The sequence below is a fragment of the Pseudomonas sp. KB-10 genome, assembly GCF_018221585.1.
Lineage (GTDB): Bacteria > Pseudomonadota > Gammaproteobacteria > Pseudomonadales > Pseudomonadaceae > Aquipseudomonas > Aquipseudomonas yangonensis.
Genome location: NZ_QYYB01000004.1, coordinates 321902 through 344801 on the forward strand (window position 1 = coordinate 321902; position 22900 = coordinate 344801).

Here is a 22900-nt window from a genome sequence, read left to right on the forward strand (position 1 = left end):
CATCGGCAGGCGCGGTGTGTCGGAGGTACCGCGGCTGAAACGGAATGCCGCCCAGCTGCTCCTGCAAACACCGCGGCCTCCCCCGTAGGAGCGGCTTCAGCCGCGAAAGGCCCGGTTCGTAGCCCGGATGCAATCCGGGGCTTGGTGGCGATGGTTCCCGGATTTCATCCGGGCTACGGCCGTGTGCGCGAAACCTGTAGGAGCGAGCTCTGCTCGCGAAGCGGTTGGCGCCTTGTCGGGTGGCAGGGGGATTTCGGCGTGGTTGGGGATGGTGCTTTCATCCGCCAGCTGTGTGCTGTGGAAGGGCTGGGCAAGCTGTCGCGGCTAAAGCCCCTCCCACAGGATAGTGAGCTTATTGCCCCAACTGGCGCGGCTGCCAATCCTTGATCACCAGGGTCACTTCCAGATCCTGACCGTATAGCTTCATCCGCTCTGGCAGGGCGTAGCCGTTCTGCTCGGTATAGCGCTGGTATTCGACTTTCCAGCCGTCCTGCTCCAGCTGCGCCAGGTGGCTTTCGCCGTCGAGGGTGATGCGGCTGCGGCTTTCCGGGGCGGGCAGGCCGCGAATCCACCAGAGCAGGTTGGAGACTGGCAGATCCAGGCGCAGTTGTTCGCGCAGCAGGGCCTCGGGAGATTCGGCGCGGAAGCGGCCACGGTTGGACACTTCCAGCAGAATGTCACCCGGGCGCCCGGTCAGGCGCGCGGCGCCACCGCCCAGCGGGCCGGACAGGCGGATGTCGTAGTAGTCCTGGCGTTGCAGCCAGAACAGCGTGGCGCTGCCGGAGTCCTGCGGGGCGCGGATGCCGATCTTGCCGTTGATCTGCCAGCCGTCGAGCTGGGTGATCTGCTGTTTGTGGGCTTTCCACTGGGCCGGGTCGCCCTGGCCTTCCAGCGCTTCGTGCGAGGTGAGGCCGGCGCAACCGGCGAGCAGGGCGAGAAGGCTGAATACGAGTAGGTGACGAAGCATCAGGGAGTCTCGGAACCGGTCAGGCGCAACAGCGTGTCACGCAGGATGGGGCTATCGGGCGTTTTACGCAGTGCGTCGCGCCAGATGCCGCGGGCTTCACGCTGCTTGCCCTGGGCCCAGAGCACTTCGCCGAGGTGGGCAGCGACTTCGTGGTCGGGGAATTTCTCCAGGGCCTGGCGCAGCAGACGTTCGGCCTCGTCGAGATTGCCCAGGCGATAGTTGACCCAGCCGAGGCTGTCGAGAATCGCCGGGTCATTCGGGTTGAGCTGGTGCGCCTTGGCGATCAGCTCGCGCGCTTCTTCGTAGCGCGTGGTGCGGTCGGCCAGGGTGTAGCCCAGGGCATTGAGGGCCATGGCATGCTCCGGCTCGCGCTCGATGATGTAACGCAGGTCGGTTTCCAGCTGAGCCAGGTCATCGCGTTTTTCCGCCAGCATGGCGCGGGTGTAGAGCAGGTTGAGGTCGTTGGGGGACTGCTCCAGGCCCTCGTTGATGACCTTCCAGGCCGGCTCGACCTGGCCGCTGTTGCTCAGCCCTTCGGCCTCGATCAGGTACAGCTGGATGGCGTAATCCGGCTGGGCGTCGCGGGCCTGGGCCAGGCGTGCGCTGGCTTCTTCGCTGCGCTGTTGGGAGAACAGCAGTTCGGCCTGGCGCTGCTGGGCTGGCAGGTAGTCGTTGCTCGGACCAACCAGGGCGTATTCCTGCAGGGCGCTGTCGTCGTCGTTCAGCTCTTCGTAGGCGCGGCCGAGGTTGTAATGGGCGGCATCGACATGACTGCGACGTTCGACCAGCTCCTCCAGATAGACGATGGCCTCTTCCCAGGCTTCGGCTTCCAGGCACACCAGGGCCAGGGAGAAACGCAGGTCGTCATCGTTGGGGTTCTCCTGCACCAGCTTGGAGAACTCGCCCTTGGCGTCGTCGAGGCGGCCCTGTTCGACCAGCAGGCGCGCGTAGGTCAGGCGCAGACGTTTGTCATCGGGGTTCTTGCGGATGCCTTTCTGCAGCAACGGCAGGGCCTCGTCGCCACGACCGAGGCTTTGCAGCAGGCGGGCGCGCAGCAGGATCGGCGAAACCTGATCGGCACTTGCGGCACTGTCTTCGAGCAGCGCCAGGGCCTCTTCGGAACGGCCATCCTGTTGCAGGAGAATGGCCTTGCCGAACAGCAGCTGGCTGTTGTCCGGGTTCTTGCTCAGCAGGCGGTCAAAGCCTTGCAGCAGACCGGCACGGGTGTCCGGGTCGGTTTCCGCGGCAGAGAGCGCAAGGAAATCGAAGTGGGTATCACCCTGGCGCTGCAGCACCTGCTCCATGTAGGTCATGGATTCGTCGTAGCGGCCGGCGCGGGCCAGCTGTACGGCGGCGGCGCGTTGCGCATCGATGTTGCTCGGTGCGTTGCTGGCCCAGATCAGCGCGCTGTCCAGGGCAGCCTGTTCGGCGCCAAGGTATTCGGCAATGCGGAAAGCGCGTTCGGCTACGCCGGCATCGCCTGTGCTCTGCGCCTGCTGCACGTAGTTGCCGAGGGCTATGTCGAAGCGGTTGCGCTGCCCGGCCAGCTCGGCGGTGAGCAGGGCGAACAGGGTTTCCTGACTGAACGAGCCGTACTCGCTCGGTTCCAGTTGGGTGGCCTGGTCGGCTTCCTGCACCGGCGGCGTACCGTCCGGCTCGCTGGGGGCGAAGGTTTGGCAGCCGCTGAGGAAGGCGAATGCGGTGAGCAACGCGAGGGGTCTGTTCATAGTGCCTTGTCGTGCGTTATTCCGGGGCGAGGGCGTTGCTGGCTCGTGCCCTGCGACGTTCGCGGCATCATGACACAAGCCTTTGAGCAAGCCCACTGGCCAGCACGATGCGGCGAACCGTCTATTGGGACAATAGGTCGCAGGAGTTGTTCTATCGGGGGCGAAGTAGGACAATTGCCGGCTCCCGTATTGCCCCTCAGCGACTCTGCATGGCCTTTATCGCCCTCGGCATCAACCACAAGACCGCCTCGGTAGAGGTGCGCGAGCGCGTTGCCTTTACCCCTGAGCAACTGGTCGAGGCGCTGCAGCAGCTGTGTCGGCTGACGCCCAGCCGTGAGGCGGCGATCCTCTCCACCTGCAACCGCAGCGAGTTGTACCTGGAGCAGGATCAGCTGAGCAGTGACGACGTGCTGCAGTGGCTGGCCGACTACCACCGCCTGAGCATCGATGAACTGCGTGCCTGCGCCTACGTGCACAGCGAGCAGGACGCGGTGCGCCACATGATGCGTGTGGCCTGCGGCCTCGACTCGATGGTCCTCGGCGAGCCGCAGATTCTCGGTCAGCTCAAGTCCGCCTACGCCGTAGCGCGTGAGGCCGGTACCGTCGGCCCGCTGCTCGGCCGCCTGTTCCAGGCCACCTTCAGCACCGCCAAGACCGTGCGCACCGACACCGCCATCGGCGAGAACCCGGTGTCCGTGGCCTTCGCTGCGGTGAGTCTGGCCAAGCAGATCTTCGCTGACCTGCATCGCAGTCAGGCACTGCTGATCGGCGCCGGCGAAACCATCAGCCTGGTGGCGCGTCACCTGCATGATCAGGGCATCAAGCGCATCGTCGTTGCCAACCGTACGCTGGAGCGTGCCAGCCAACTGGCCGAGCAGTTCGGCGCCCATGCCGTGCTGCTGTCGGACATTCCCGACGAGCTGGCGCACAGCGATATCGTCATCAGCTCCACGGCCAGCCAGCTGCCGATTCTCGGCAAGGGCGCGGTGGAAAGTGCGCTGAAAAAGCGCAAGCACAAGCCGATCTTCATGGTCGACATCGCCGTGCCGCGCGATATCGAACCGCAGGTGGGCGAGCTGGATGACGTCTACCTCTATACCGTCGATGATCTGCACGAGGTCATCGAGGAAAACCTCAAGAGTCGCCAGGGTGCGGCGCAGGCTGCCGAGGAGCTGATCGCTGCCGGCACCGACGATTTCATGCAGCGCCTGCGCGAGCTGGCCGCGGTCGACGTGCTCAAGGCCTACCGCCAGCAGGCCGAGCGCCTGCGCGACGAGGAGCTGGCCAAGGCCCAGCGCATGCTGGTCAATGGCAGCAATCCCGAGGACGTGCTGGCGCAACTGGCGCGCGGCCTGACCAACAAACTGCTGCACGCGCCCAGCGTGCGCATGAAGAAACTTACCGCCGAGGGGCGCGTCGATGCGCTCAGCCTGGCCCAGGAATTGTTCGCCCTCGACGAGAGCGCGCCGCAGGACAAAGGTCTGCAATGAAAGCTTCACTGTTGAACAAACTGGACAACCTCAGCGACCGCTTCGAGGAACTGACGGCGCTGCTCGGCGATGCCGAGGTGATTTCCAAGCAGACGCAGTTTCGCGCCTACTCCAGGGAATACGCCGAGATCGAGCCGGTGATCGCCACCTTCCGCGAGCTGCGCAAGGTACAGAGCGATCTCGAAGGGGCTCAGGCGCTGCTCAAGGAAAGCGACCCCGACCTGCGCGAGATGGCCGAAGAAGAAGTGGCCCAGGCCAAGGAAGCTTTGACCACCCTGGAAGACAAGCTACAGCGCATGCTGCTGCCCAAGGACCCCAACGACGGCCGCAACGTCTACCTGGAAGTGCGCGCCGGTACCGGTGGCGACGAGGCGGCGATCTTCTCCGGCGATCTGTTCCGCATGTACTCGCGTTACGCCGAGAGGCAGGGTTGGCGCGTCGAGGTGCTGTCGGCCAACGAGGGCGAGCACGGCGGCTTCAAGGAGGTCATCGCTCGCGTCGAGGGTGAGAACGTCTACGCCAAGCTCAAGTTCGAGTCCGGCGCCCATCGCGTGCAGCGCGTGCCGGAAACCGAATCCCAGGGCCGCATCCATACCTCCGCCTGCACCGTGGCGGTGCTGCCGGAGCCGGACGAGCAGGCGGCCATCGAGATCAACCCGGCCGATCTGCGCGTCGATACCTACCGCAGCTCTGGCGCTGGCGGCCAGCACGTCAACACCACCGACTCGGCGATCCGCATCACCCACATTCCCACCGGCACCGTGGTGGAATGCCAGGAAGAGCGCTCGCAGCACAAGAACCGCGCCAAGGCCATGGCCTGGCTGGCGGCCAAACTGCAGGACCAGCAGGAAGCGGCGGCGCACAAGGAAATGTCCGACACGCGCAAGCTGCTGGTCGGCTCGGGCGACCGTTCCGAGCGCATCCGCACCTACAACTTCCCGCAGGGCCGGGTCACCGACCACCGCATCAACCTGACCCTGTATTCGCTGAGCGAAGTCATGGCCGGCGGCGTGGAGGCAGTGATCGAGCCCCTGCTGGCCGAGTACCAGGCCGACCAGCTGGCGGCGCTGGGGGACTAAAAAGCGGCTGCAGGCCACAGGCTAAAAGCCGTAGCCCGGATGCAATCCGGGAAGAGCTGACAGCAAGCGCCAACGTAGCGCCTAACAGTCCCCTCTCCCCTCGGGGAGAGGGTTAGGGAGAGGGGGCGCAACGACACACCCTCTCCCCCGACCCCCGCTCTGCGCCCCAGCCCCTCGCAGAGCTCAGGGCGCTTGAGCGGGCGAAGCGATGCTTCGCTATCTCCGCTCGAGCGCCGCAAGCGGGAGAGGGGAGAAAAGCAGTCAGGATGAACCATGGCCACCATCGAATCTCTGCTCGACAACGCCGATCTGCCCGACTCGCCCACCCCGCGGCTGGACGCCGAGCTGCTGCTTGCCGCCGCGCTGGGCAAACCGCGCAGCTACCTGCGTACCTGGCCGGAGCGCGAGCTGGAGGTCGATCAATTGGCGCTGTTCCTAGCGAATCTGCAGCGCCGTCGCCAGGGCGAGCCGGTGGCCTATATCCTCGGCCTCCAGGGTTTCTGGAGTCTGGAGCTGGAGGTGGCGCCGCATACCCTGATCCCGCGCCCGGACACCGAACTGCTGGTGGAAACCGCTCTTGCTCTGCTGCCGGCTGCACCCTTGACCGTGCTGGATCTCGGCACCGGTACCGGCGCCATCGCCCTGGCCCTGGCCAGCGAGCGGCCGGCCTGGCGGGTGACCGGGGTGGATCGCGTCGAGGAGGCCGTGGCGCTGGCCGAGCGCAATCGCCAGCGTCTGCAACTGGACAATGCTGCGTTCATGCATAGTCACTGGTTCTCTGCCCTGAGCGGGCAGCGTTATGGCCTGATCCTGAGCAATCCGCCCTATATCCGCGCCGACGACCAGCACCTCGTGCAGGGCGACGTGCGCTTCGAACCAAGTAGCGCGCTGGTAGCCGGCAGCGACGGGCTGGACGATATTCGTGCGATCATCCAGGCCGCGCCGCAGCACCTGCTATCCGGTGGCTGGCTGCTGCTGGAGCATGGCTTCGACCAGGCCGAGGCGGTGCGCGGGCTACTGGCCGCCGCCGGCTTCGCCGAGGTGCATAGCCGGCGTGACCTGGGCGGCCATGAGCGCATCAGTCTGGGACGTTTCGACCATGAGTGACGATATGCTGAGCGATGACGAGCTGCTGCGCTACAGCCGGCAGATTCTGCTGAAACAGATCGATGTGGACGGCCAGTTGCGCCTGAAACAGGGCCGCGTGCTGATCGTCGGCATGGGCGGGCTGGGCTCGCCGGTGGCGCTGTACCTAGCTGCCGCCGGCGTCGGTGAACTGCACCTGGCCGACTTCGACACGGTGGACCTGACCAACCTGCAGCGGCAGATCGCCCACGACACCGCCAGCATCGGCCAGGCCAAGGTGGATTCGGCCATGGTGCGTCTGGCGGCGATCAATCCGCAGATCAAACTGGTGCCGCATCGCCAGGCGCTGGATGCCGACTCGCTGGCTGCCGCAGTGAGCAGTGTCGACCTGGTGCTGGACTGCTCGGACAATTTCTCTACCCGCGAGGCGGTCAATGCCGCTTGCGTCGCAGCCGGCAAGCCGCTGGTGTCCGGTGCGGCGATCCGCCTGGAAGGGCAGCTGTCGGTGTTCGATCCACGCAATGCGGCCAGCCCCTGCTATCACTGCCTGTACGGCCACGGCAGCGAGGCCGAGCTGACCTGCAGCGAGGCCGGCGTGGTCGGCCCGCTGGTGGGCCTGGTGGGCAGCCTGCAGGCGCTGGAGGCGCTCAAACTGCTGGCCGGTTTCGGCGAGCCGCTGGTCGGTCGCCTGCTGCTGATCGATGCACTGGGTACGCGCTTTCGCGAACTACGGGTCAAGCGCGACCCGGCCTGCGAGGTGTGCGGTGGGCGTTAAGGACCGTAGGAGCGAGCTCTGCTCGCGAATGTCGCCGCAGCCTCAAGACGCTTCGCGAGCAGAGCTCGCTCCTACAATGAGCCGGTCACAGGCGCCGGTTGGCGTTTTCGATTCCGGCGTCGGCGGTCTGTCGGTGCTGCGCGAGATTCGCCAGCTGCTGCCCAACGAGTCGCTGCTCTACGTTGCCGACAGCGGCCATGTGCCCTATGGCGAGAAAAGCCCGGAGTACATTCGCGAGCGCTGCGTAGTGATCACCGAGCATCTGCTGGCGCAGGGCGCCAAAGCCCTGGTGCTGGCCTGCAATACGGCGACGGCGGCAGCCGCTGGAGAACTGCGCGAACGTTATCCGGATTTGCCCATCGTCGGCATGGAGCCTGCGGTTAAACCGGCGGCAGCGGCGACCCGCAGCGGCGTGGTCGGTGTGCTGGCGACCACCGGTACGCTCAAGAGCGCGCGGTTCGCCGCGCTGCTCGATCGCTTCGCCAATGATGTGCGGGTGATCACCCAGCCTTGCCCGGGGCTGGTGGAATGCATCGAGGCCGGCGAGCTGCAGGCGCCGGCCACCCGTGAACTGCTGCAAGGTTATGTGGCGCCGCTGCTGGCAGAGGGCTGCGATACCTTGATTCTCGGTTGCACCCACTATCCCTTCCTGCGCCCGCTGCTCGCTGAGCTGGTGCCGGCATCGGTGAGCCTGATCGACACCGGTGCTGCGGTGGCGCGCCAGCTGCAGCGCCTGCTCGCTCACCACGATCTGCTGGCCACTCAGTCTGCCCTGTCAACGCGTTACTGGAGCAGTGGAGAAGCCTCGCAACTTTGCCGAGTATTGCCGATTTTGTTGGGTGAACAGGCCAAGGTTCATTCGATTTAGTGAATCTTTTTCAAATTGCGCTTTCATTGACACTGGATGTTTCTATATTTTGTTACAGGCCTGATAAAACCTCTCGCTATTAAAGGAATGACTCATGAAGAAGTTGTGTGCCTTTGCTGCAGCTACGGCCCTCTCGTTCGGAACCATGGGCGCTGCGCAGGCTGCGGATGTAACCGCGGCTATTGGTCAGAGTGGCGATTCCACCATGGTTTACCGTTTGGGCGCGCAGTGGGACTGGAACCATAGCTGGCTGGAAAGCAGCTATGGTCGTCTGACGGGTTACTGGGACCTGGGCTACACCTACTGGGACGGCGACGACACGGCGAGCAACCACAGCCTCTCCTTCGCTCCGGTGTTCGTTTACGAATTCGCCGGGCAGAACGTGCGCCCCTATATCGAAGCCGGTATCGGCGTTGCCGCGTTCTCCAGCACCGAGCTGGAAAGCAACGATCTGGGCTCTTCCTTCCAGTTCGAGGACCGCATCGGCGTAGGCCTGCGTTTCGCCGGGCAGGAAATCGGCCTGCGTGCGATCCATTATTCCAACGCCGGTCTGAAGAAGCCGAACGATGGCGCCGAAGCCTACACCGTGCATTACCGCATGAGCTTCTAAGCGGTCATCGACGTCGCCATGAAGAAATCGCCCCTCTGTACGAGGGGCGATTTCGTTTCAGATCATCGGGTCCCAGCGCTGCGACCAGTCGGTGTCTTCGGCGATGATCTCGCGCAGCAGATCGAACGACTGCTGCAGCACTGCCGAGTCGCGTTCCCGGGAATACACCAGGTAGGTCGGGTAGCTGAACTCCGGCGCGCGAGGCACGCGTTTGAGCACCTTCTTGTCCAGGTAGCTCTGCACCACCCGCGTGCGGAAGTAGCCAGAGCCACCGTGTTCGAGGATGTACTGCAGGGCCAGCGGGCCGAGGTTGAAGGACACCGGCGCCTTGGCCCGATCCGGTAGCGCGCTGTCGTGCTGCAGGCGGAAGGCCTCGCCCCAATCGACGTACACGTAGGGTTCGGGATTCTTCGCGCGCACCAGGATCAGCTTTTCTTCCAGCAACTGCTCCACCTGCATGCCCGGCCAGTAGTTCGGCTGATACACCAGGGCGGCATCCAGCACGCCCAGCTCCAGCTGACGCAGCAGCTCCTGGCCGTCGCCGATATGGGTGTGCACGGCGTAGTGGTCGATGTTGGCGCGGATGCGGCTGACCCAGCGCAGCATCAGCGGGTTGCACAGGCTGACTTCGCCGCCGACGTGGATCACGTTGTTATAGCCGTCCGGCAGGGGCAGGTCGCGCTGCGCCGCCTCCCAGGTTTGCAATATCTGGTTGGCATAGGCGACGAAGGCTTCGCCGTCGGCGGTCAGCTTGGCCCCGGCTCGGTTGCGTACGAACAGCGTGCAGTTGAGGTGACCTTCGAGCTTCTGGATGCGCGCCGTGACGGCTGTCTGGGTAATGTGCAAGCGTTCGGCGGCGGCGATGAAGCTGCCGCTGCGAACGATTTCCAGAAAGGTGCGAGTCAGATCGATGTCCATGTCGTGGCAGGGCTCAGCAAGCGGGCAGACGCGCAGTGTAAGGGCTGCTCTGGCACTTTTCGATGCGCAGCCGCATTACGCCGTCACGAGCTGCGTCACTACAGATCGTCGTTCCAATCGAAGTGGGCCAGCAGATCTCGTTGCAACGCGGCGATCACGTCGGTCTGGGTGATGATCCCCACCAGCTTTTCGTTCTCCAGCACCGGCAGGCAGTGCAGACCGCGGTCGGACAACACGCCGATCAGGTCGACCACGTGCGTATCGACATCGGTGCAGCGCACCGGGCTGCTCATCAACTCGCCCAGACGCGGGCGAGGGCGCCGCCTGAATAGGCCGAAGCGCCTGGCCGGCCGGCGATGTATGGGAGCAATCAGGTCGCTGAGGCTGACGATGCCGACCAGTCGCTGGTTGTGGTCAAGGATCGGCAGCGCCTTGAGGTGGTGGTGGCGCAGCAGGTGCAGGCCCTGTTTGATGCTGGTGCCCGGCGTGGCGCAGACCAGGTCGCGTGACATCACCTGGCCGGCGCGTATGTCGCCCATGCTGCGACGCAGCGCATGGCGCTCGGTGCTTTTCACGATCATGGCCAGGTCTTCGCGAGTCACGTCGACGAAGGCGCCGAGTTCATCGAGCGCCTGGTCGAGGTCGGTATCGCGAATGCCCACACGCTCGCCGGGCAACGGGTCGCGGGTATGGTGGGCATCGGCGGGAGGGGTGGTCTGGCGCGGGTAGCGCATGCCGGTGAGGTTGTTGTAGATCAGCGCGCTGCTCAGCAGGCCCAGCGCGGCCATCACCGCCGTCACGGCCGGGTGCCAGGCGGGTATTCCCGGCGCCACCGGCGCGAACACCACGCAGAAGGCGATGGCGCCACCCGGCGGGTGCAGACAGCGCAGCGGGCACATCAGCAACAGGCTCAGGCTTATGGCCAGGGCTGCGCCGATCAGGCTGTGATCGAGCCAGTGGCCGACCAGCAAACCAACCAGCGTGGCGCACAGATAGCTGCCGAGTATCGACCAGGGCTGCGCCAGCGCGCCCGAAGAGACGGCGAACAGCAGCACCGCAGAGGCGGCCAGCGGGCCGGAGAAATGCACGGCCAGCTGCAGGCCGAAGAGCTGGCTGCATAGCCAGGTGCTGAAGACGAATCCGATGCAGGCACCGAGTGCCGCGCGCAGCCATTCTCGTGGGCGGGTGTGCGCAGCGTCGGGGATAAAGGCGATGCACCATTGGTACAGGCGTGATGATGTGTTCATGGTTTCCGGTAGAAAAAAGTGGGCTCTTCACTGCTGAAAAGCCCATAGGGTGCCGCAGGCGGCACTTCTGGACGCCCGTCCATGGGCGGAGCATCAAGTGAGAAGGTGCTCTCCGGTCGTATTGCCGGGTTTTTCGCGTGGCTGCGTGGTGATCTCCCACGGCCGGCCCGCTGCATGCGTCATGCGCGCCGCCGCTTCCGGCGGGCGGCAAAGGGCTGCAGGCTGGCCTGGTCGAGCGTCGACGGAGTGCGACCGCTCAGCCAGCAACCGAGCAGGCAACCCAGCGTGGCGGGGACCTGCAGAATCAGGGCGTCAGGCATGGGCTGCGGCTCCACCACCCTGGGGCGAGAGCTCCGACATGTCGCGGCCGATGGCCCGGTCGGCGTAAGGGGAAAGCGCGTTGACCGTCCTGATGGATCTCGGACACAGGGCGGTGAGGGTGAAACGGCGAACGAGCTCGTAGTGGTGAGAGTGGGGGCAGTCGCAAGGGCAGCCATCATGATTCCGTCTTGCTGAGAATTCAGGCGTGCTCTCCTGTCGCTCGGAGTGGCCGTCGGCGGGCACGTCAGGTCCGTAAGGGAGAGCCCCGAAAGTGTGCGCGACGGTTATGAATTCGACTAATTAATAATAAATTCAGTTTTGTTCTATTTTTTTGATATCAACCCGTGAGGTGCATATGAGTAACGCACTGGATTGGTGCTGGCGCACTGAAATGGCTCGGTGTTGAGCCAGGGAATTCCTCGCCGTCGACGGTGATGTATTTATAGAAATGCACTTATTCAGCATTAAAATTCATACATGAAATGTTACTGACTGTAGGCGGTGGCGATGCCGCGGCGTTCTTCCAGGCATTCGGTGGCGCCGAGTTCGAACTCGCGGCAGATCAGCGGGCGTTGTGCGTAGATGGTGCAGCGCATGGTGTCGCGATCAAGCGCTATGCACCAGCCATCGTCCAGGCGGCGCATGACTTCGCCGCCCCAGTCGTCGGTCTCGATGTAGCGTTGGGGCACCCCGGTGTCGCCAATCAGCATCACTTCCAGCTGGCAGCAGCAGGCCGCGCAGGTGCTGCAACTGATGGCGGGGGCGGTCGGCAGTTGGGTGTGGGGGATGGTCTCGCTCATGGCGCGGCAGTGTACGCCATGCTGTGGATACGCGGGGTTTGGGCTGACAGGGTGCAGTGGACAGTGTCGCCAGTTCCGCAGGCCGGCCAGCGGCTTTTCGTAGGCGCCTCGGGGCGAGGCTGTCGAACCCGAGGCAAAGCGGTTCGCGGCGAGGCGCCGCTCCTGCAGAGGCTATCGGCTAGGCCGAGCGGCGGCTGCGCAGGCGCTGTTGGTACTGCTCACGATACAGCTTGGCGAAGCCATGCAGCACCGGCATCACCAGCGCCCAGACCAACGCAAGAATCGCGAGGGTCGGCCAGGTACCGAGCGGCAGGGTGACGCCGGCGATCTTGGCGCCGCCGTAGTAGGACAGCGGTGCCGCAAGCGCGCCCAGCAGGCTGCCGCGCCACCAGGGCTGCGCGGTCCAGGCCAGGCAGTGGTTGAGCGTGCTGGCCAGCAACAGCCAGAGCAAGGCCAGCCATAGCGGGATCAGCTGGCGCGGTTCGCCGAAGTCGAACACCCCCAGATTGAGCAGAAAGCTGTCCAGCGCGCTGCCGGCGAGGAACACGCTGAGCAGCAGCTTGCCTTCCGCCGCCCAGCTACTGATCCACAGCAGGTGCACGCCGATGATCGCCGCCACTACCAGCAGCCAGGGGCCATCGCCGGCGAACACGCAGACGAGCCAGCCGAGCTGGAACAGGAGGGCATTGGCGATCAGCTTAGGCATCGAAGTTTCCCAGCAGTGGCGCAGGGCGAGCGGCCGGTTTGGCCAGCAGCAGTTGCGCGGTGCCAATGGTGCGTTCGAGGAAGCCGCCTTCGCAATAGCAGAGGTAAAACTCCCACAGGCGATAGAAGTAATCGTCGTAGCCCAGCTGCTCCAGACGCTGGCGGGCCTGGCGCAGGTTCTCGTGCCACAGGCGCAGGGTGCGCGCGTAGTGCAGGCCGAAGTCTTCCATGTGATGCAGGTTGAGGTCGGTATGGCGGGTGACCACGTCGAGCATCTTCTGCATCGACGGCAGGGCGCCGCCGGGGAAGATGTAGCGCTGGATGAAATCCACCGAGCGGCAGGCCTGCTCGTAACGCTGGTCGCGAATGGTGATGGCCTGTAGCAGCATCAGCCCTTCGGGCTTGAGCAGGCGCGCGCACTGCTCGAAATAGGTGGGCAGGTAGCGGTGGCCGACGGCCTCGATCATCTCGATGGAAACCAGCTTGTCGTACTGGCCGTCGAGGTCACGATAGTCCTCCAGCAGCAGGGTTACGCGGCCCTCCAGGCCCAGCTCGCGGATGCGCCGCTCGGTGTAGGCGTATTGCTCGCGCGACAGCGTGGTGGTGGTCACCCGGCAACCGTAGTGGGTTGCGGCATAGAGCGCCATGCTGCCCCAGCCGGTGCCGATTTCCAGCAGATGATCGGACGGCTGCAGGGCGAGCTTCTGGCAGATGCGTTCGAGCTTGTTCAGCTGTGCCTGTTCCAGGCTGTCGTCATCGCCTCTGAACATGGCCGCCGAGTACATCATGGTCGGGTCGAGAAACTGCTCGAACAGGTCGTTGCCCAGGTCATAGTGCGCAGCGATGTTGCGCCGCGAGCCCTGCCGGGTGTTGCGATTGAGCCAGTGCAGGCCCTGGATCAGCGGCCGCCCGAGGCGCGCCAGGCCGCCCTCCATGGCGTCCAGTACATCGAGGTTGGCGACGAAGATGCGGATCACCGCCGTCAGGTCCGGCGTGCTCCAATAGCCGTGGATGTAGGCCTCGCCCGCGCCGATGGAGCCATTGCCGGCCACCAGGCCCCAGACGGCAGGATCGCTCACCCGGATCTCGGCGCGCAGCTCGCTCTGCGGCGTGCCGAAATGCAGGGTGTCGCTGCCTTCCTGGATCAGCAGCAGGCCATGGCGCAGATTTTCCAGCTGGCGCAGTACGGCGCGTCGCAGCAGGCCGGCGCCGATGCCATTGCCACTGCGTACCAGGCTTCGGGTGGAGGTCAGGCTAGAGCTCTTCATGGGGCATGTCCTTCACGTGCGGGCGGGCAACGCGGAAGCTGCCTTCCGCGGGGGAGTGGTCGAAAATCGGGATGCGCTTGAGCAGCAGGCGCAGCGCCTGCCAGTAGATGGCCGCCACGGTCTTGCCGGTCATCCAGGGAAAGCTGAGCAGATAACGCTGCAGGCTGGCGCGGTCGAGCGCCTGGCGCTGCAGACTGAGGCTGGCATCGAACAGCTTGGTTGCGCCTTGCCAGTCGGCCATGTGCACGCCCAGACGTTCACCGACAGGGCTGAAACTCATGCGGTATTCCAGCTCGCGCGGCAGAAAGGGCGAGACGTGGAAGGTCTTGTCCACGCTGACCCGGTGACGCCCGTCGCCCTCAGCCGGCAGCACGTAGTGATAGCGCTCGCGCCACGGCGTATTGCTGACTTCGCAGAGAATCGCCACCAAGCGTTCTTCGCTGTCATGACAGTAAAAGATGCTCACCGGGTTGAAAGCCAGGCCCCAGCTGCGCGGTTGCGTCAGCACGCAGATGCGGCCTTGCGGGCGTGTGCCCAGAGCTTCTTGCACGCGGTTGCGCACCGCCTCGTGCAGTGCCACGCCCTGGCGGGTGGATTCGGGCAGGTAGTCGGTTTCGCGAAAGGCGAACGGCGCGAAGCGGCCGCATCCGGCCAGCTTCGAGAGGCCGAACAGCTGCGCCTGCTCGCTCAGATCGAGATACAGCAGACCCATGCGATAGCGAAAGGCATGGGCGCGTGGGGCGAAGCGACGATGCTGCACCCAGCCGCTGTACAGGGCGCTGTGCATCACAGCGTCTCTCCGAAGGCGCGTGCCACGCGCAGCGCGCTGACCACACCGTCTTCATGGAAGCCGTTGGCCCAGTAGGCGCCGCAGTAGTAGCTGTGCTGGGCACCGAGCAACTCTTCCCAGCGTGCCTGGGCGGCGGTGCCGGCCAGGCTGTACTGCGGGTGGGCGTACTGGAAGCGTGCGAGGATCTTGGCCGGATCTATGGCGGCGGTCTGGTTGAGGCTGACGCAGAAGGTGGTGTCTGCCTCGACGCCCTGCAGGATGTTCATGTTGTAGGTGACGGCTGCAGGCTGATCGGTCGGCCCGCCCAGCCGATAGTTCCAGCTGGCCCAGGCCAGCTTGCGCTTGGGCAGCAGGCGTGTGTCGGTGTGCAGCACCACGTCGTTGTTGGCGTAGGGCAGGGCGCCGAGAATGTCACGCTCCTGTTCGCTGGGCTGATCGAGCAGGGCCAGGGCCTGGTCGCTGTGGCAGGCGAAGATCACCTTGTCGAAGCGCTCGCTGCCGGCTGCGCTGTGCAGGGTGACGCCGTCCTGATCACGGACGACGCGGCTGACCGGGCAGTTGAGGCGAATACGTTCGGCGAAGCTTTCGGTCAAGGGCGCCACGTAGCTGCGTGAGCCGCCTTCGATCACCTGCCAGGTCGGGCGGTCGCTGACCGAGAGCAGGCCGTGGTTCTTGCAGAAGCGCACGAAGAACTGCAGCGGGAAACCGAGCATGTCGGCCAGCGACATCGACCAGATGGCCGAGCCCATCGGCACGATGTAATGCTCGATGAAGCGGCGGCCATAGCCGTTGCGTTCGAGGTACTGACCGAGCGTGGTATCGGCGCTGATGCGGTTGTTGGCCAGGTCGTCGAGCGACTGACGATTGAAGCGCAGGATATCGCGCAGCATGCCCCAGAAGGCCGGCGACAACAGGTTGCTGCGCTGGGCAAACAGGGTGTTGAGGTCGTGGCCGTTGTACTCCACGCCGGTGGCCGGGTCGCTCACCGAGAAGCTCATTTCGGTGGGCTTGTAGCGCACCCCGACCTGCTCCAGCAGGCGAATGAAATTGGGGTAGGTCCAGTCGTTGAAGACGATGAAGCCGGTGTCGATGGCGTAGTTTCGCCCCTCCACCTGCACGTCGACGGTGTGGGTATGGCCGCCGATCCAGTCACTGGCCTCGAACACCTGAATGTCGTGCCGGCGGTTGAGCAGGTAGGCGCAGGTCAGGCCGGCGATGCCGCTGCCGACGATGGCGATTTTCATGCGTTGTCCTCGTTACGCGCCAGGCGGCGACCTATGGCCAGTTGCAGGCTGCTGGGCAGGCTGCCGAGCAGTTTCAGTACGGCGATGAAGGGAGTGGGAAAGGCGATTTCGTGCGGGCGCTTGTCCAGGCGCGCGGCGATATACCGGGCTGCGCGCTCCACGGGCCAGCGCATGGGCATGGGAAAGTCGTTCTTCTGCGTCAGCGGGGTGTCGACGAACCCCGGGCTGACCAGGGTGACGTCGATGCCTTCTGCCGCCAGGTCGATGCGTAGCGTCTGCATCAGGTAACGCATGGCCGCCTTGGAGGCGCCATAGGCCTCGGCACGCGGCAGCGGCATGAAGGTCACCGAGCTGCCGACCCCGACCAGGTGCGGGCGATTGCCCTGGCGCAGCAGGGGCAGGGCTGCCTCGATGCAGTAGCTGGCGGAAAACAGGTTGGCGTTGACCACGCGTTGGATCATCGCCGCCTCGAACTGGCGAACCTCGACGTATTCGCAGGTGCCGGCGTTAAGGATCGCGCAATCCAGTGCGCCCCACTGCTGAGCGATGCGTTCGCCGATGGCGCGCACCTGCTCGGCGTCGGTCAGGTCGCCCGGGGCCACCAGCACTTGCTCGCCATAGCGCGCGGCCAGTGCCTGCAGCGGGCCGCTGCTGCGCGCGCTGAGTGCCAGGCGATGGCCGGCGCGCAGCAGTTCTTCTGCCAGTGCGGCACCGATGCCGCTGCTGGCGCCGGTCAGCCAGATGCGCTTCATGCCAGCCTCCGTTTCAACCAGGCGATCACGCTGCCGAGTACGGGCAGGTGTTCGTAGAGCAGGGCGCCGGCATCGAAGTAGTCCCGGTGCCGGTAGACGCGCTCGCGCCAGAGCAGATGCGAGCAGCCTTCCACGGCAATTTCGGCGCCACCGCGCAGGCGTGGATGGCGGTAGTACATGGTCCAGCGCAGGTAGCCTTCGCCGTCCGCGACCTGGTCGAAGCCGTGAAACTCGAAGCGCAGCGCCTCGACATTGGCATACAGCTCGGCGAAGTAGTGGCGCATCTCGCTCAGGCCGCGCACTTCATGCAACGGGTCGCGAAACAGCACGTCGTCGCTGTACAGCTCGCCCAGGCGGTCGAGGTTGTCCTTGTTCAGCGCGGCGAAGCGCTGGGCGAAGTCGTGCAGGAAGTCGCTCATGCCGGCAGCTCCTGCGCCGAAAGGTTCTTGAACGCCGTCAGTGCGCGCTCGCGCGAGCGCGACAGGTCGACGATCGGCCGCGGATAGCCGGACGGCGCGAACAGGCCGCCGAGCGCGGACGGATCGTGGATGTCGCGCTTGTTCAGGCCCGACATCTCAGGCACCCACTGGCGAATGAACTGGCCGTCGGGGTCGAACTTCTGCGACTGGCTGATCGGGTTGAAGATGCGGAAGTAGGGCGCGGCGTCGGTGCCGGTGGAGGCGCTCCACTGCCAGCCGCCATTGTTCGCGGCCAGGTCGCCATCGATCAGATGGCGCATGAAGAAGCGCTCGCCCTCACGCCAATCGATCAGCAGGTTCTTGGTCAGGAACATGGCGACGATCATGCGCAGGCGGTTGTGCATCCAGCCGGTTTCCAGCAACTGGCGCATGGCTGCATCGATGATCGGCAGGCCGGTGCGACCTTCCTGCCAGGCGGCCAGTTCCTGCGGCGCGTTGCGCCAGGGCACTGCCTCGGTTTCCGTGCGGAAGGCGCGATGCCGCGAGACCCGCGGGTAGCCGACCAGGATGTGCTTGTAGAACTCGCGCCAGAGCAGCTCGTTGATCCAGGTGACGACGCCCTGGTTGCCACTGTCGAACTCGCCGCGGTTGGCCGACAGGGCCGCGTGCAGGCATTGGCGGGGCGAGAGAACGCCAGCGGCCAGGTAGGCCGAAAGCTGGCTGGTGCCCGGTTTGCCGGGGAAGTCGCGCTCGTCCTTGTAGAAGGCCACCTGCTCGTCGGTGAAATGCTGCAGGCGCTGCAGTGCCGCCTCTTCGCCGGCTGGCCAGAGCAGGCGCAGGCTCTCACTTGGAGTAGCGAAACCGTCGACTGCGCAGGGGATGGCGTCGCTCTTCACAGCCAGCGGCGTCTGCGCCTTGGGCAGCGTGACCAGGCCGGGCAGGGCGCTGTGCAGACGTTCGTAACAGACCTTGCGGAACTGGCTGTAGACCTGGAAATAACCACCGGAGCGGGTCAGCACGCTGCCCGGCTTGAACAGCAGTTGGTCCAGGTAACTGTTCCAGGCGATGGCCTGCTGGCTGAGGTAGGCGCACACCTGTCGGTCACGCAGGCTTTCGTTGATGCCGTATTCCTCGTTGACGTGCACGGCGCAGATGGTGTGCTCGCGGCACACATCGGCGATCAGTACCGGCACCTCATTCCAGTCATGGCACTGGCGCACCAGCAGCGGCACGTTGAGTGCGGTCAGGGCCTTGCTCAACTCGGCCAGGTTGCGCAGCCAGAAGTCCACCTTGCACGGCGCATCGTCATGACGTTGCCACTGGCCGGGCGTGATCAGATACAGGGCGATGGTCGAACCGCGACTCATGGCCTGGCTCAGGGCTGTGTTGTCCTGAACGCGCAGGTCACTGCGAAACCACATCAGTTGCTTCATGGGGTTACCTCTTGTGCGCTTAGCAGACCCTGACGCTGCAGCCAGGCATGCGCTGCGAGCGGGTCGTTGGCCGACTCCAGACCGGTCAGCGCATCACGGTGAATGTGCGCAGCGGGGCCGGCGATCAGCAGTGGCACCGGGCATTGTTCGGCCAGGCGGGGCAACTGGCGGCGCACCAGCGTGCCGTCCAGTGCATCCTCGGCGTAGAGCAGCACGGCACGCGGTGCGATGTGTTCCAGTGCCGTCAGCAACTCATTGGGCGGTAGCGGCCAATCGAAGACCTCCACCGGGCAATCGCTGGCACTGGCCAGCCAGGCGCACAGCCACAGGCCCGGTTCCATCGGTGCTTCACCCAGATTGATCAACAGCAGGGGGGCGCCACCGACCTGTCGGTTGCAGTGGTAGATACGCGTGGCCAGCTTGCTGCGCAGCCAGGAGAAAAAGAACACCTGCTCCGCGCGCGCTCCGAACTGACCCTGCCAGCGCTGGCGCAGATCACCGAGCAAGGGCCAGAACAGCTGTTCGACCAGGGTGCAGGCCGGGTAGAGCGCCAGTGCTGCGTTGAAGCGATCATCCAGGCGGCGCTCGTTGAACTGGACGATGCAACCGAGGATGTCGTTGCGCTGGCGTGTCCAGTTGTCGCCGCTGGTGGCCTGCGGCACCTGGCCATGGTCGAGCAGCGCCTTGACCTGGCCTACGGCCACGCCGCGGGCCAGCCAGGCGAGAATGGCGTTGATGCGTTCGACGTTGGCCGGCGAGTAGAGGCGATGGCCCTTGGGCGTGCGGTACGGCACGATCAGGCCGTAGCGGCGTTCCCAGGCGCGCAGGGTGACGGCGTTGATGCCGGTACTGCGCGCCACCTCGCGAATCGGCAGGTAGCCCTCATCGAGCGCCTGGCGGTAATCGTGGCTGGTGTCTTCGTCGGCGATGGTTTCGCGGGTCATGGCGTCACAGTGCGTTGCGCAGGGCAAGAGGTTCGGGGTGCGGCTGCAGATAGGCCTGCTCGGCGATGTAGCGATCCGGGTGGCGGCGGAAGTGGTGCTTGAGCAATGTCAGCGGTACCACCAGCGGCACGATGCCCTCGCGGTACTGGCCGATCAGCTGCTGCATTTCCTGCTTTTCGTCGGCGCTGAGGGCGCGCTTGAGGTAGCCGCTCAGGTGCTGCAGCACATTGCTGTGGGTACGGCGCGTGGCGCATTTCTTCAATGCGCTCATCAGCTCGCTGAAATAGCGCGGTGCCAGTTCGCCAAGATCGTGCTGGCTCAGTTCGCCAAGCATGCGCCCCAGTGACTTGTAGCGCAGCGGATCGGTGGCCATCAGCAGGTACTTGTAACGCGAGTGGAAGGCGATCAGCGCGCGGCGAGTCAGGCCCCGCTGCAGCAGGCGCTGCCATTCGGCGTGGGCGTAGACACGGGTGATGAAGTTTTCGCGCAGCACCGGATCGTTGAGGCGGCCGTCTTCCTCCACCGGCAAATCCGGATGCCGCGCGCAGAAGGCGGCGGCGAAGATGCCACGGCCCGGCTCGCTCGGGCGTCCGCCCTCCTGATAGACCTTGACCCGTTCCAGGCCGCAGGAGGGCGATTGCTGCATGAAGATGTAGCCGCTGATGCCTTGCAGTTCCTGCGCCATGCGCTCGCCGTAGGCGGCCAGCGCGTCGGTCACGTCGCGCGAGCGGTCCACCGTGCCAACGGCGCGCGGCGCCTGCGGGTCACCCACCAGGCGGATCGGCTCGCGCGGGATCGGCATGCCGATGCCGACCTCAGGGCACACCGGGACGAAGTCGAAGTACTCGGTCAGGCTGCGGCTGCACAGGCGTGACAGCTTGTGGCCGCCGTTGTAACGCACTTCGGCACCCAGCAGACAGGCGCTGATCCCCAATTTGGCTTTGCTCGCTTGCATAACCTGACCTCATGATCCTTGTACATGGACTGATCCATGTACAACTTGTGTCTATCATAGGTGCGCAGTTATACAAGTCAAATAATTTGTATAGCTTTCGTATTGCTTCGTGTGTGGCGGCGGGTGGCGCCAGTTGAACCTGGCGCCATGGAGGAGCGGGGCAGGTCAGCGCCAGCCTTGCAGCCAGTGCTCGGTGTCTTGCAGTTGGCGCCAGTCGAGCTGCTGACTGCGCTGGGTGAGGACGGCCTGAAGCTCGACGCCGAGAATGGTGTCCGCTTCGTCGCGGATCAGCTCGGTTACCAGAAAATGGCGCTCGCGGTTCTGCGGCTGTGCTGCCGTCCACTTCGAAAGCAGGAGCTTGCGCCGGTTGAGGCGACGCTTGCCAGGCTTGTCGTTGAACGGGGTCATTGCAGGTGCTCGAGCAGGCGACGCGCCGCATCCTGGCCGCTGAGCCAGGCGCCTTCGACGCGGCCGGACAGGCACCAGTCGCCGCAGGCATACAGTCCCAGGTCGGCATCGGCCAGCGCCCCCCACTGATGCGCTTGCGCCGGCCGTGCGTAGAGCCAGCGGTGGGCGAGGGTGAAGCTAGGGGGCGGCACAGCGCAACCGATCAACTCGGCAAAGGCCCCGTGCAACTGTTCGATCACGGCTTCCTTGGCCAAATCCAGATGCTGTCGGCTCCAGGCGCTGCTGGCGTGCAGTACCCAAGTATCGAGGCGGTTGTCGCGCCCTGGTTTGCTGCGGTTGCGGGCCAGCCAGTCGAGTGGGCTGTCCTGTACGAAGCACCCTTCCACGCGGGTATCCAGCGGGCTGTCGAAACCCAGTGCCACTGCCCAGGTCGGTTCCATGATCACGCTCGCTGCGGCGCCGGCCAGCTTGGGGGCGGCCGCCAGCAGGGCGCTGGCTTGCGGGGCGGGTGTGGCGACGATGACGTGACTGTAAGGGCCGTGGCTGTTGCCGTCGGCGTCCAGCAGACTCCAGTAGCGATCACCGCGGAAAACTTCGGTGATGCGGCAACTGAACCTGACCGGAAGGGCGCCGAGCATGGCGCGGGTGATGGCGCTCATGCGGGGGCTGCCGACCCAGCGTACCTGCTCATCCGGCGAGGCGCTGAGCTGCGCGTCCTGAGCGTTGTACAGGCTTGGCTGCCACTCGGCGACCCAGCCGCGTGCCTGCCATTGCTGTACCACTTCGACGAAGCGCCGATCGCGGGCGGTGAAGTATTGCGCGCCCAGATCCAGGCTGCCGGCGTCGCTGCGTTTGCTCGCCATGCGTCCGCCGCTGCCGCGGCTCTTGTCGAACAGCTCGATGCCTTGCCCGGCGGCATGCAGAGCCTGTGCGGCGGAGAGTCCCGCGATGCCGGTGCCAATGATGGCGATGGGTGCGTTCATGGTTACCTCGTCAGCGCTGAATGCTATACAGGCTAAGGTTTGGACAAAAGCTATACAAGAGTGCTTTCATGTATAGATGTCGCTGGAAGTCGCGCTCCTTGCTTTAGGTTTAGGACAAACGCGGCATTCGATAAAGGCACGTGTGCGCGTCATGAACCAGACTAAAGGTGAAGTCTCATCAATTGCCATGCGAGGACGATGCCATGCATATCCTACTGACCGGCGGTACCGGCCTGATCGGGCGTGCGCTTTGTGCGCACTGGGTCGAGCACGGCCATCGCCTGACGGTCTGGAGTCGTGAACCTGGCAAGGTGGCCGGCCTGTGCGGGCCTGGGGTCAGGGGCATCGGGCGGCTCGAGGAGCTGGCCGAGGAACCGCTGGATGCGGTGGTCAATCTGGCCGGAGCGCCCATCGCCGACCGTCCCTGGAGCAGCAAGCGCAAGGCGTTGCTGTGGTCCAGCCGTATCGGTTTGACCGAGCAGTTGCTGACCTGGTGGCAGGGCCGTACCCAGCGTCCGGCGGTGCTGTTGTCTGGCTCGGCGGTGGGCTGGTACGGCAACGGCGGCGAGCGCGAGCTGCACGAGGAAACGCCGCAGGTCACCGACGACTTTGCCGCGCAGCTCTGTGGAGCCTGGGAAGAAACTGCACTGCGCGCCGAGGAGCTGGGTATCCGTGTGGTGCTGATCCGTACCGGTCTGGTGCTGAGCGCCGAAGGTGGCATGCTCAAACGCCTGCTGCTGCCATTCAAGCTCGGCCTGGGCGGGCGCCTCGGGGATGGTCGGCAATGGATGCCGTGGATTCATATCGCCGATCAAATCGGCCTGATCGATTTTCTCTTGCAGCAAGACGATGCCCGCGGTCCTTATAATGCCTGCGCGCCGACACCGGTGCGCAATGCAGAGTTCAGCAAAGCGCTGGGTCAGGCGCTGAGCCGCCCGACCATTTTCCCTGCGCCGGCTTTCGTCCTGCGCGCTGCACTCGGTGAAATGTCCGAGCTGCTGCTGGGCGGTCAGCGTGCCGTGCCGACGCGCCTGCTGGAGGCGGGCTTCAGTTTTCGTTTTACCCATCTGGATGTGGCTCTGGCCGATCTGCTGGGCCACCCCTGACTAGG

Annotated in this window: 24 protein-coding genes; 7 read left to right on the plus strand and 17 right to left on the minus strand. The window is 65.0% G+C overall.

The window, feature by feature from the left end:
* Window positions 1–352: 352 nt before the first annotated feature.
* Both lolB and DXK50_RS13285 read right to left on the minus strand, forming a co-directional pair.
* Window positions 353–970, minus strand: a complete 618-nt coding sequence (gene lolB, locus DXK50_RS13280; RefSeq protein WP_212630816.1) for a lipoprotein insertase outer membrane protein LolB — start codon at window positions 968–970, stop codon at window positions 353–355.
* Window positions 967–2694, minus strand: coding sequence for a tetratricopeptide repeat protein (locus DXK50_RS13285; RefSeq protein ID WP_212630634.1), 1728 nt, complete (start codon window positions 2692–2694; stop codon window positions 967–969). The genes lolB and DXK50_RS13285 overlap by 4 nt, the downstream gene beginning before the upstream one ends.
* 209 nt (window positions 2695–2903) lie before the next feature.
* Between DXK50_RS13285 and hemA the strand changes: the two genes are divergently transcribed.
* The 6 genes from hemA to DXK50_RS13315 all read left to right on the plus strand — a co-directional run bounded on the left by hemA (window position 2904) and on the right by DXK50_RS13315 (window position 8602).
* Window positions 2904–4184: a glutamyl-tRNA reductase gene (gene hemA, locus DXK50_RS13290; protein WP_161867339.1), complete on the plus strand. Its 1281-nt coding sequence runs from the start codon at window positions 2904–2906 to the stop codon at window positions 4182–4184.
* Window positions 4181–5263: a peptide chain release factor 1 gene (prfA, locus tag DXK50_RS13295; protein WP_212630635.1), complete on the plus strand. Its 1083-nt coding sequence runs from the start codon at window positions 4181–4183 to the stop codon at window positions 5261–5263. The genes hemA and prfA overlap by 4 nt, the downstream gene beginning before the upstream one ends.
* Before the next feature lie 273 nt (window positions 5264–5536).
* Window positions 5537–6370 (plus strand): peptide chain release factor N(5)-glutamine methyltransferase, encoded by an 834-nt coding sequence (prmC, locus tag DXK50_RS13300; protein WP_212630636.1) that lies wholly within the window; start codon window positions 5537–5539, stop codon window positions 6368–6370.
* A 4-nt stretch (window positions 6371–6374) separates the two neighbouring features.
* Window positions 6375–7124: a molybdopterin-synthase adenylyltransferase MoeB gene (locus DXK50_RS13305; RefSeq protein ID WP_212630817.1), complete on the plus strand. Its 750-nt coding sequence runs from the start codon at window positions 6375–6377 to the stop codon at window positions 7122–7124.
* A 76-nt stretch (window positions 7125–7200) separates the two neighbouring features.
* A complete protein-coding gene (gene murI / locus DXK50_RS13310; RefSeq protein ID WP_212630637.1) occupies window positions 7201–7992 on the plus strand; it encodes a glutamate racemase in 792 nt (263 codons plus the stop codon).
* 94 nt (window positions 7993–8086) lie between these two features.
* Window positions 8087–8602 (plus strand): acyloxyacyl hydrolase, encoded by a 516-nt coding sequence (locus tag DXK50_RS13315; RefSeq protein WP_161867343.1) that lies wholly within the window; start codon window positions 8087–8089, stop codon window positions 8600–8602.
* Between the two features lie 57 nt (window positions 8603–8659).
* Here DXK50_RS13315 and DXK50_RS13320 read toward each other — a convergent pair whose 3' ends face one another.
* The 15 genes from DXK50_RS13320 to DXK50_RS13390 all read right to left on the minus strand — a co-directional run bounded on the left by DXK50_RS13320 (window position 8660) and on the right by DXK50_RS13390 (window position 21789).
* Window positions 8660–9520, minus strand: coding sequence for a LysR family transcriptional regulator (locus DXK50_RS13320; RefSeq protein ID WP_212630638.1), 861 nt, complete (start codon window positions 9518–9520; stop codon window positions 8660–8662).
* A gap of 98 nt (window positions 9521–9618) precedes the next feature.
* Window positions 9619–10767 (minus strand): HPP family protein, encoded by a 1149-nt coding sequence (locus DXK50_RS13325; RefSeq protein WP_212630639.1) that lies wholly within the window; start codon window positions 10765–10767, stop codon window positions 9619–9621.
* Window positions 10768–10946: 179 nt separating this feature from the next.
* Entirely contained in the window at window positions 10947–11087 is a 141-nt protein-coding gene (locus DXK50_RS24945; protein ID WP_249186829.1) for a hypothetical protein, read from the minus strand.
* A gap of 486 nt (window positions 11088–11573) precedes the next feature.
* Window positions 11574–11888 carry a YkgJ family cysteine cluster protein gene (locus tag DXK50_RS13335; protein ID WP_212630640.1) on the minus strand — a complete coding sequence of 105 codons (315 nt, stop codon included), beginning with the start codon at window positions 11886–11888 and terminating at the stop codon, window positions 11574–11576.
* A 178-nt stretch (window positions 11889–12066) separates the two neighbouring features.
* Window positions 12067–12594 (minus strand): DUF2878 domain-containing protein, encoded by a 528-nt coding sequence (locus tag DXK50_RS13340; RefSeq protein ID WP_161867347.1) that lies wholly within the window; start codon window positions 12592–12594, stop codon window positions 12067–12069.
* Window positions 12587–13861 carry an SAM-dependent methyltransferase gene (locus tag DXK50_RS13345; protein WP_212630641.1) on the minus strand — a complete coding sequence of 425 codons (1275 nt, stop codon included), beginning with the start codon at window positions 13859–13861 and terminating at the stop codon, window positions 12587–12589. The genes DXK50_RS13340 and DXK50_RS13345 overlap by 8 nt, the downstream gene beginning before the upstream one ends.
* Complete coding sequence (locus DXK50_RS13350) at window positions 13848–14648, minus strand: DUF1365 domain-containing protein (protein WP_212630642.1); 801 nt, start codon at window positions 14646–14648, stop codon at window positions 13848–13850. Before DXK50_RS13350 ends, DXK50_RS13345 begins: the two co-directional genes overlap by 14 nt.
* A complete protein-coding gene (locus DXK50_RS13355) occupies window positions 14648–15895 on the minus strand; it encodes an NAD(P)/FAD-dependent oxidoreductase (RefSeq protein ID WP_212630643.1) in 1248 nt (415 codons plus the stop codon). The genes DXK50_RS13350 and DXK50_RS13355 overlap by 1 nt, the downstream gene beginning before the upstream one ends.
* The gene (locus DXK50_RS13360) at window positions 15892–16647 is read right to left on the minus strand and encodes an SDR family NAD(P)-dependent oxidoreductase (protein WP_212630644.1); all 756 of its coding nucleotides are present in this window, start codon (window positions 16645–16647) and stop codon (window positions 15892–15894) included. The genes DXK50_RS13355 and DXK50_RS13360 overlap by 4 nt, the downstream gene beginning before the upstream one ends.
* A complete protein-coding gene (locus tag DXK50_RS13365) occupies window positions 16644–17066 on the minus strand; it encodes a nuclear transport factor 2 family protein (protein WP_212630645.1) in 423 nt (140 codons plus the stop codon). Before DXK50_RS13365 ends, DXK50_RS13360 begins: the two co-directional genes overlap by 4 nt.
* Window positions 17063–18499, minus strand: a complete 1437-nt coding sequence (phrB, locus tag DXK50_RS13370; RefSeq protein WP_212630646.1) for a deoxyribodipyrimidine photo-lyase — start codon at window positions 18497–18499, stop codon at window positions 17063–17065. Before phrB ends, DXK50_RS13365 begins: the two co-directional genes overlap by 4 nt.
* Window positions 18496–19443: a MerR family transcriptional regulator gene (locus DXK50_RS13375; protein WP_212630647.1), complete on the minus strand. Its 948-nt coding sequence runs from the start codon at window positions 19441–19443 to the stop codon at window positions 18496–18498. The genes phrB and DXK50_RS13375 overlap by 4 nt, the downstream gene beginning before the upstream one ends.
* Window positions 19444–19447: 4 nt before the next feature.
* Window positions 19448–20398, minus strand: a complete 951-nt coding sequence (locus DXK50_RS13380) for a YbgA family protein (protein ID WP_212630648.1) — start codon at window positions 20396–20398, stop codon at window positions 19448–19450.
* A 165-nt stretch (window positions 20399–20563) separates the two neighbouring features.
* Window positions 20564–20806 carry a TIGR02450 family Trp-rich protein gene (locus tag DXK50_RS13385; RefSeq protein WP_212630649.1) on the minus strand — a complete coding sequence of 81 codons (243 nt, stop codon included), beginning with the start codon at window positions 20804–20806 and terminating at the stop codon, window positions 20564–20566.
* Complete coding sequence (locus DXK50_RS13390) at window positions 20803–21789, minus strand: NAD(P)/FAD-dependent oxidoreductase (RefSeq protein WP_161867357.1); 987 nt, start codon at window positions 21787–21789, stop codon at window positions 20803–20805. The genes DXK50_RS13385 and DXK50_RS13390 overlap by 4 nt, the downstream gene beginning before the upstream one ends.
* Before the next feature lie 203 nt (window positions 21790–21992).
* Between DXK50_RS13390 and DXK50_RS13395 the strand changes: the two genes are divergently transcribed.
* On the plus strand, window positions 21993–22895 hold the full coding sequence (locus DXK50_RS13395; protein WP_212630650.1) for a TIGR01777 family oxidoreductase: 903 nt from the start codon (window positions 21993–21995) through the stop codon (window positions 22893–22895).
* Window positions 22896–22900: the final 5 nt, after the last annotated feature.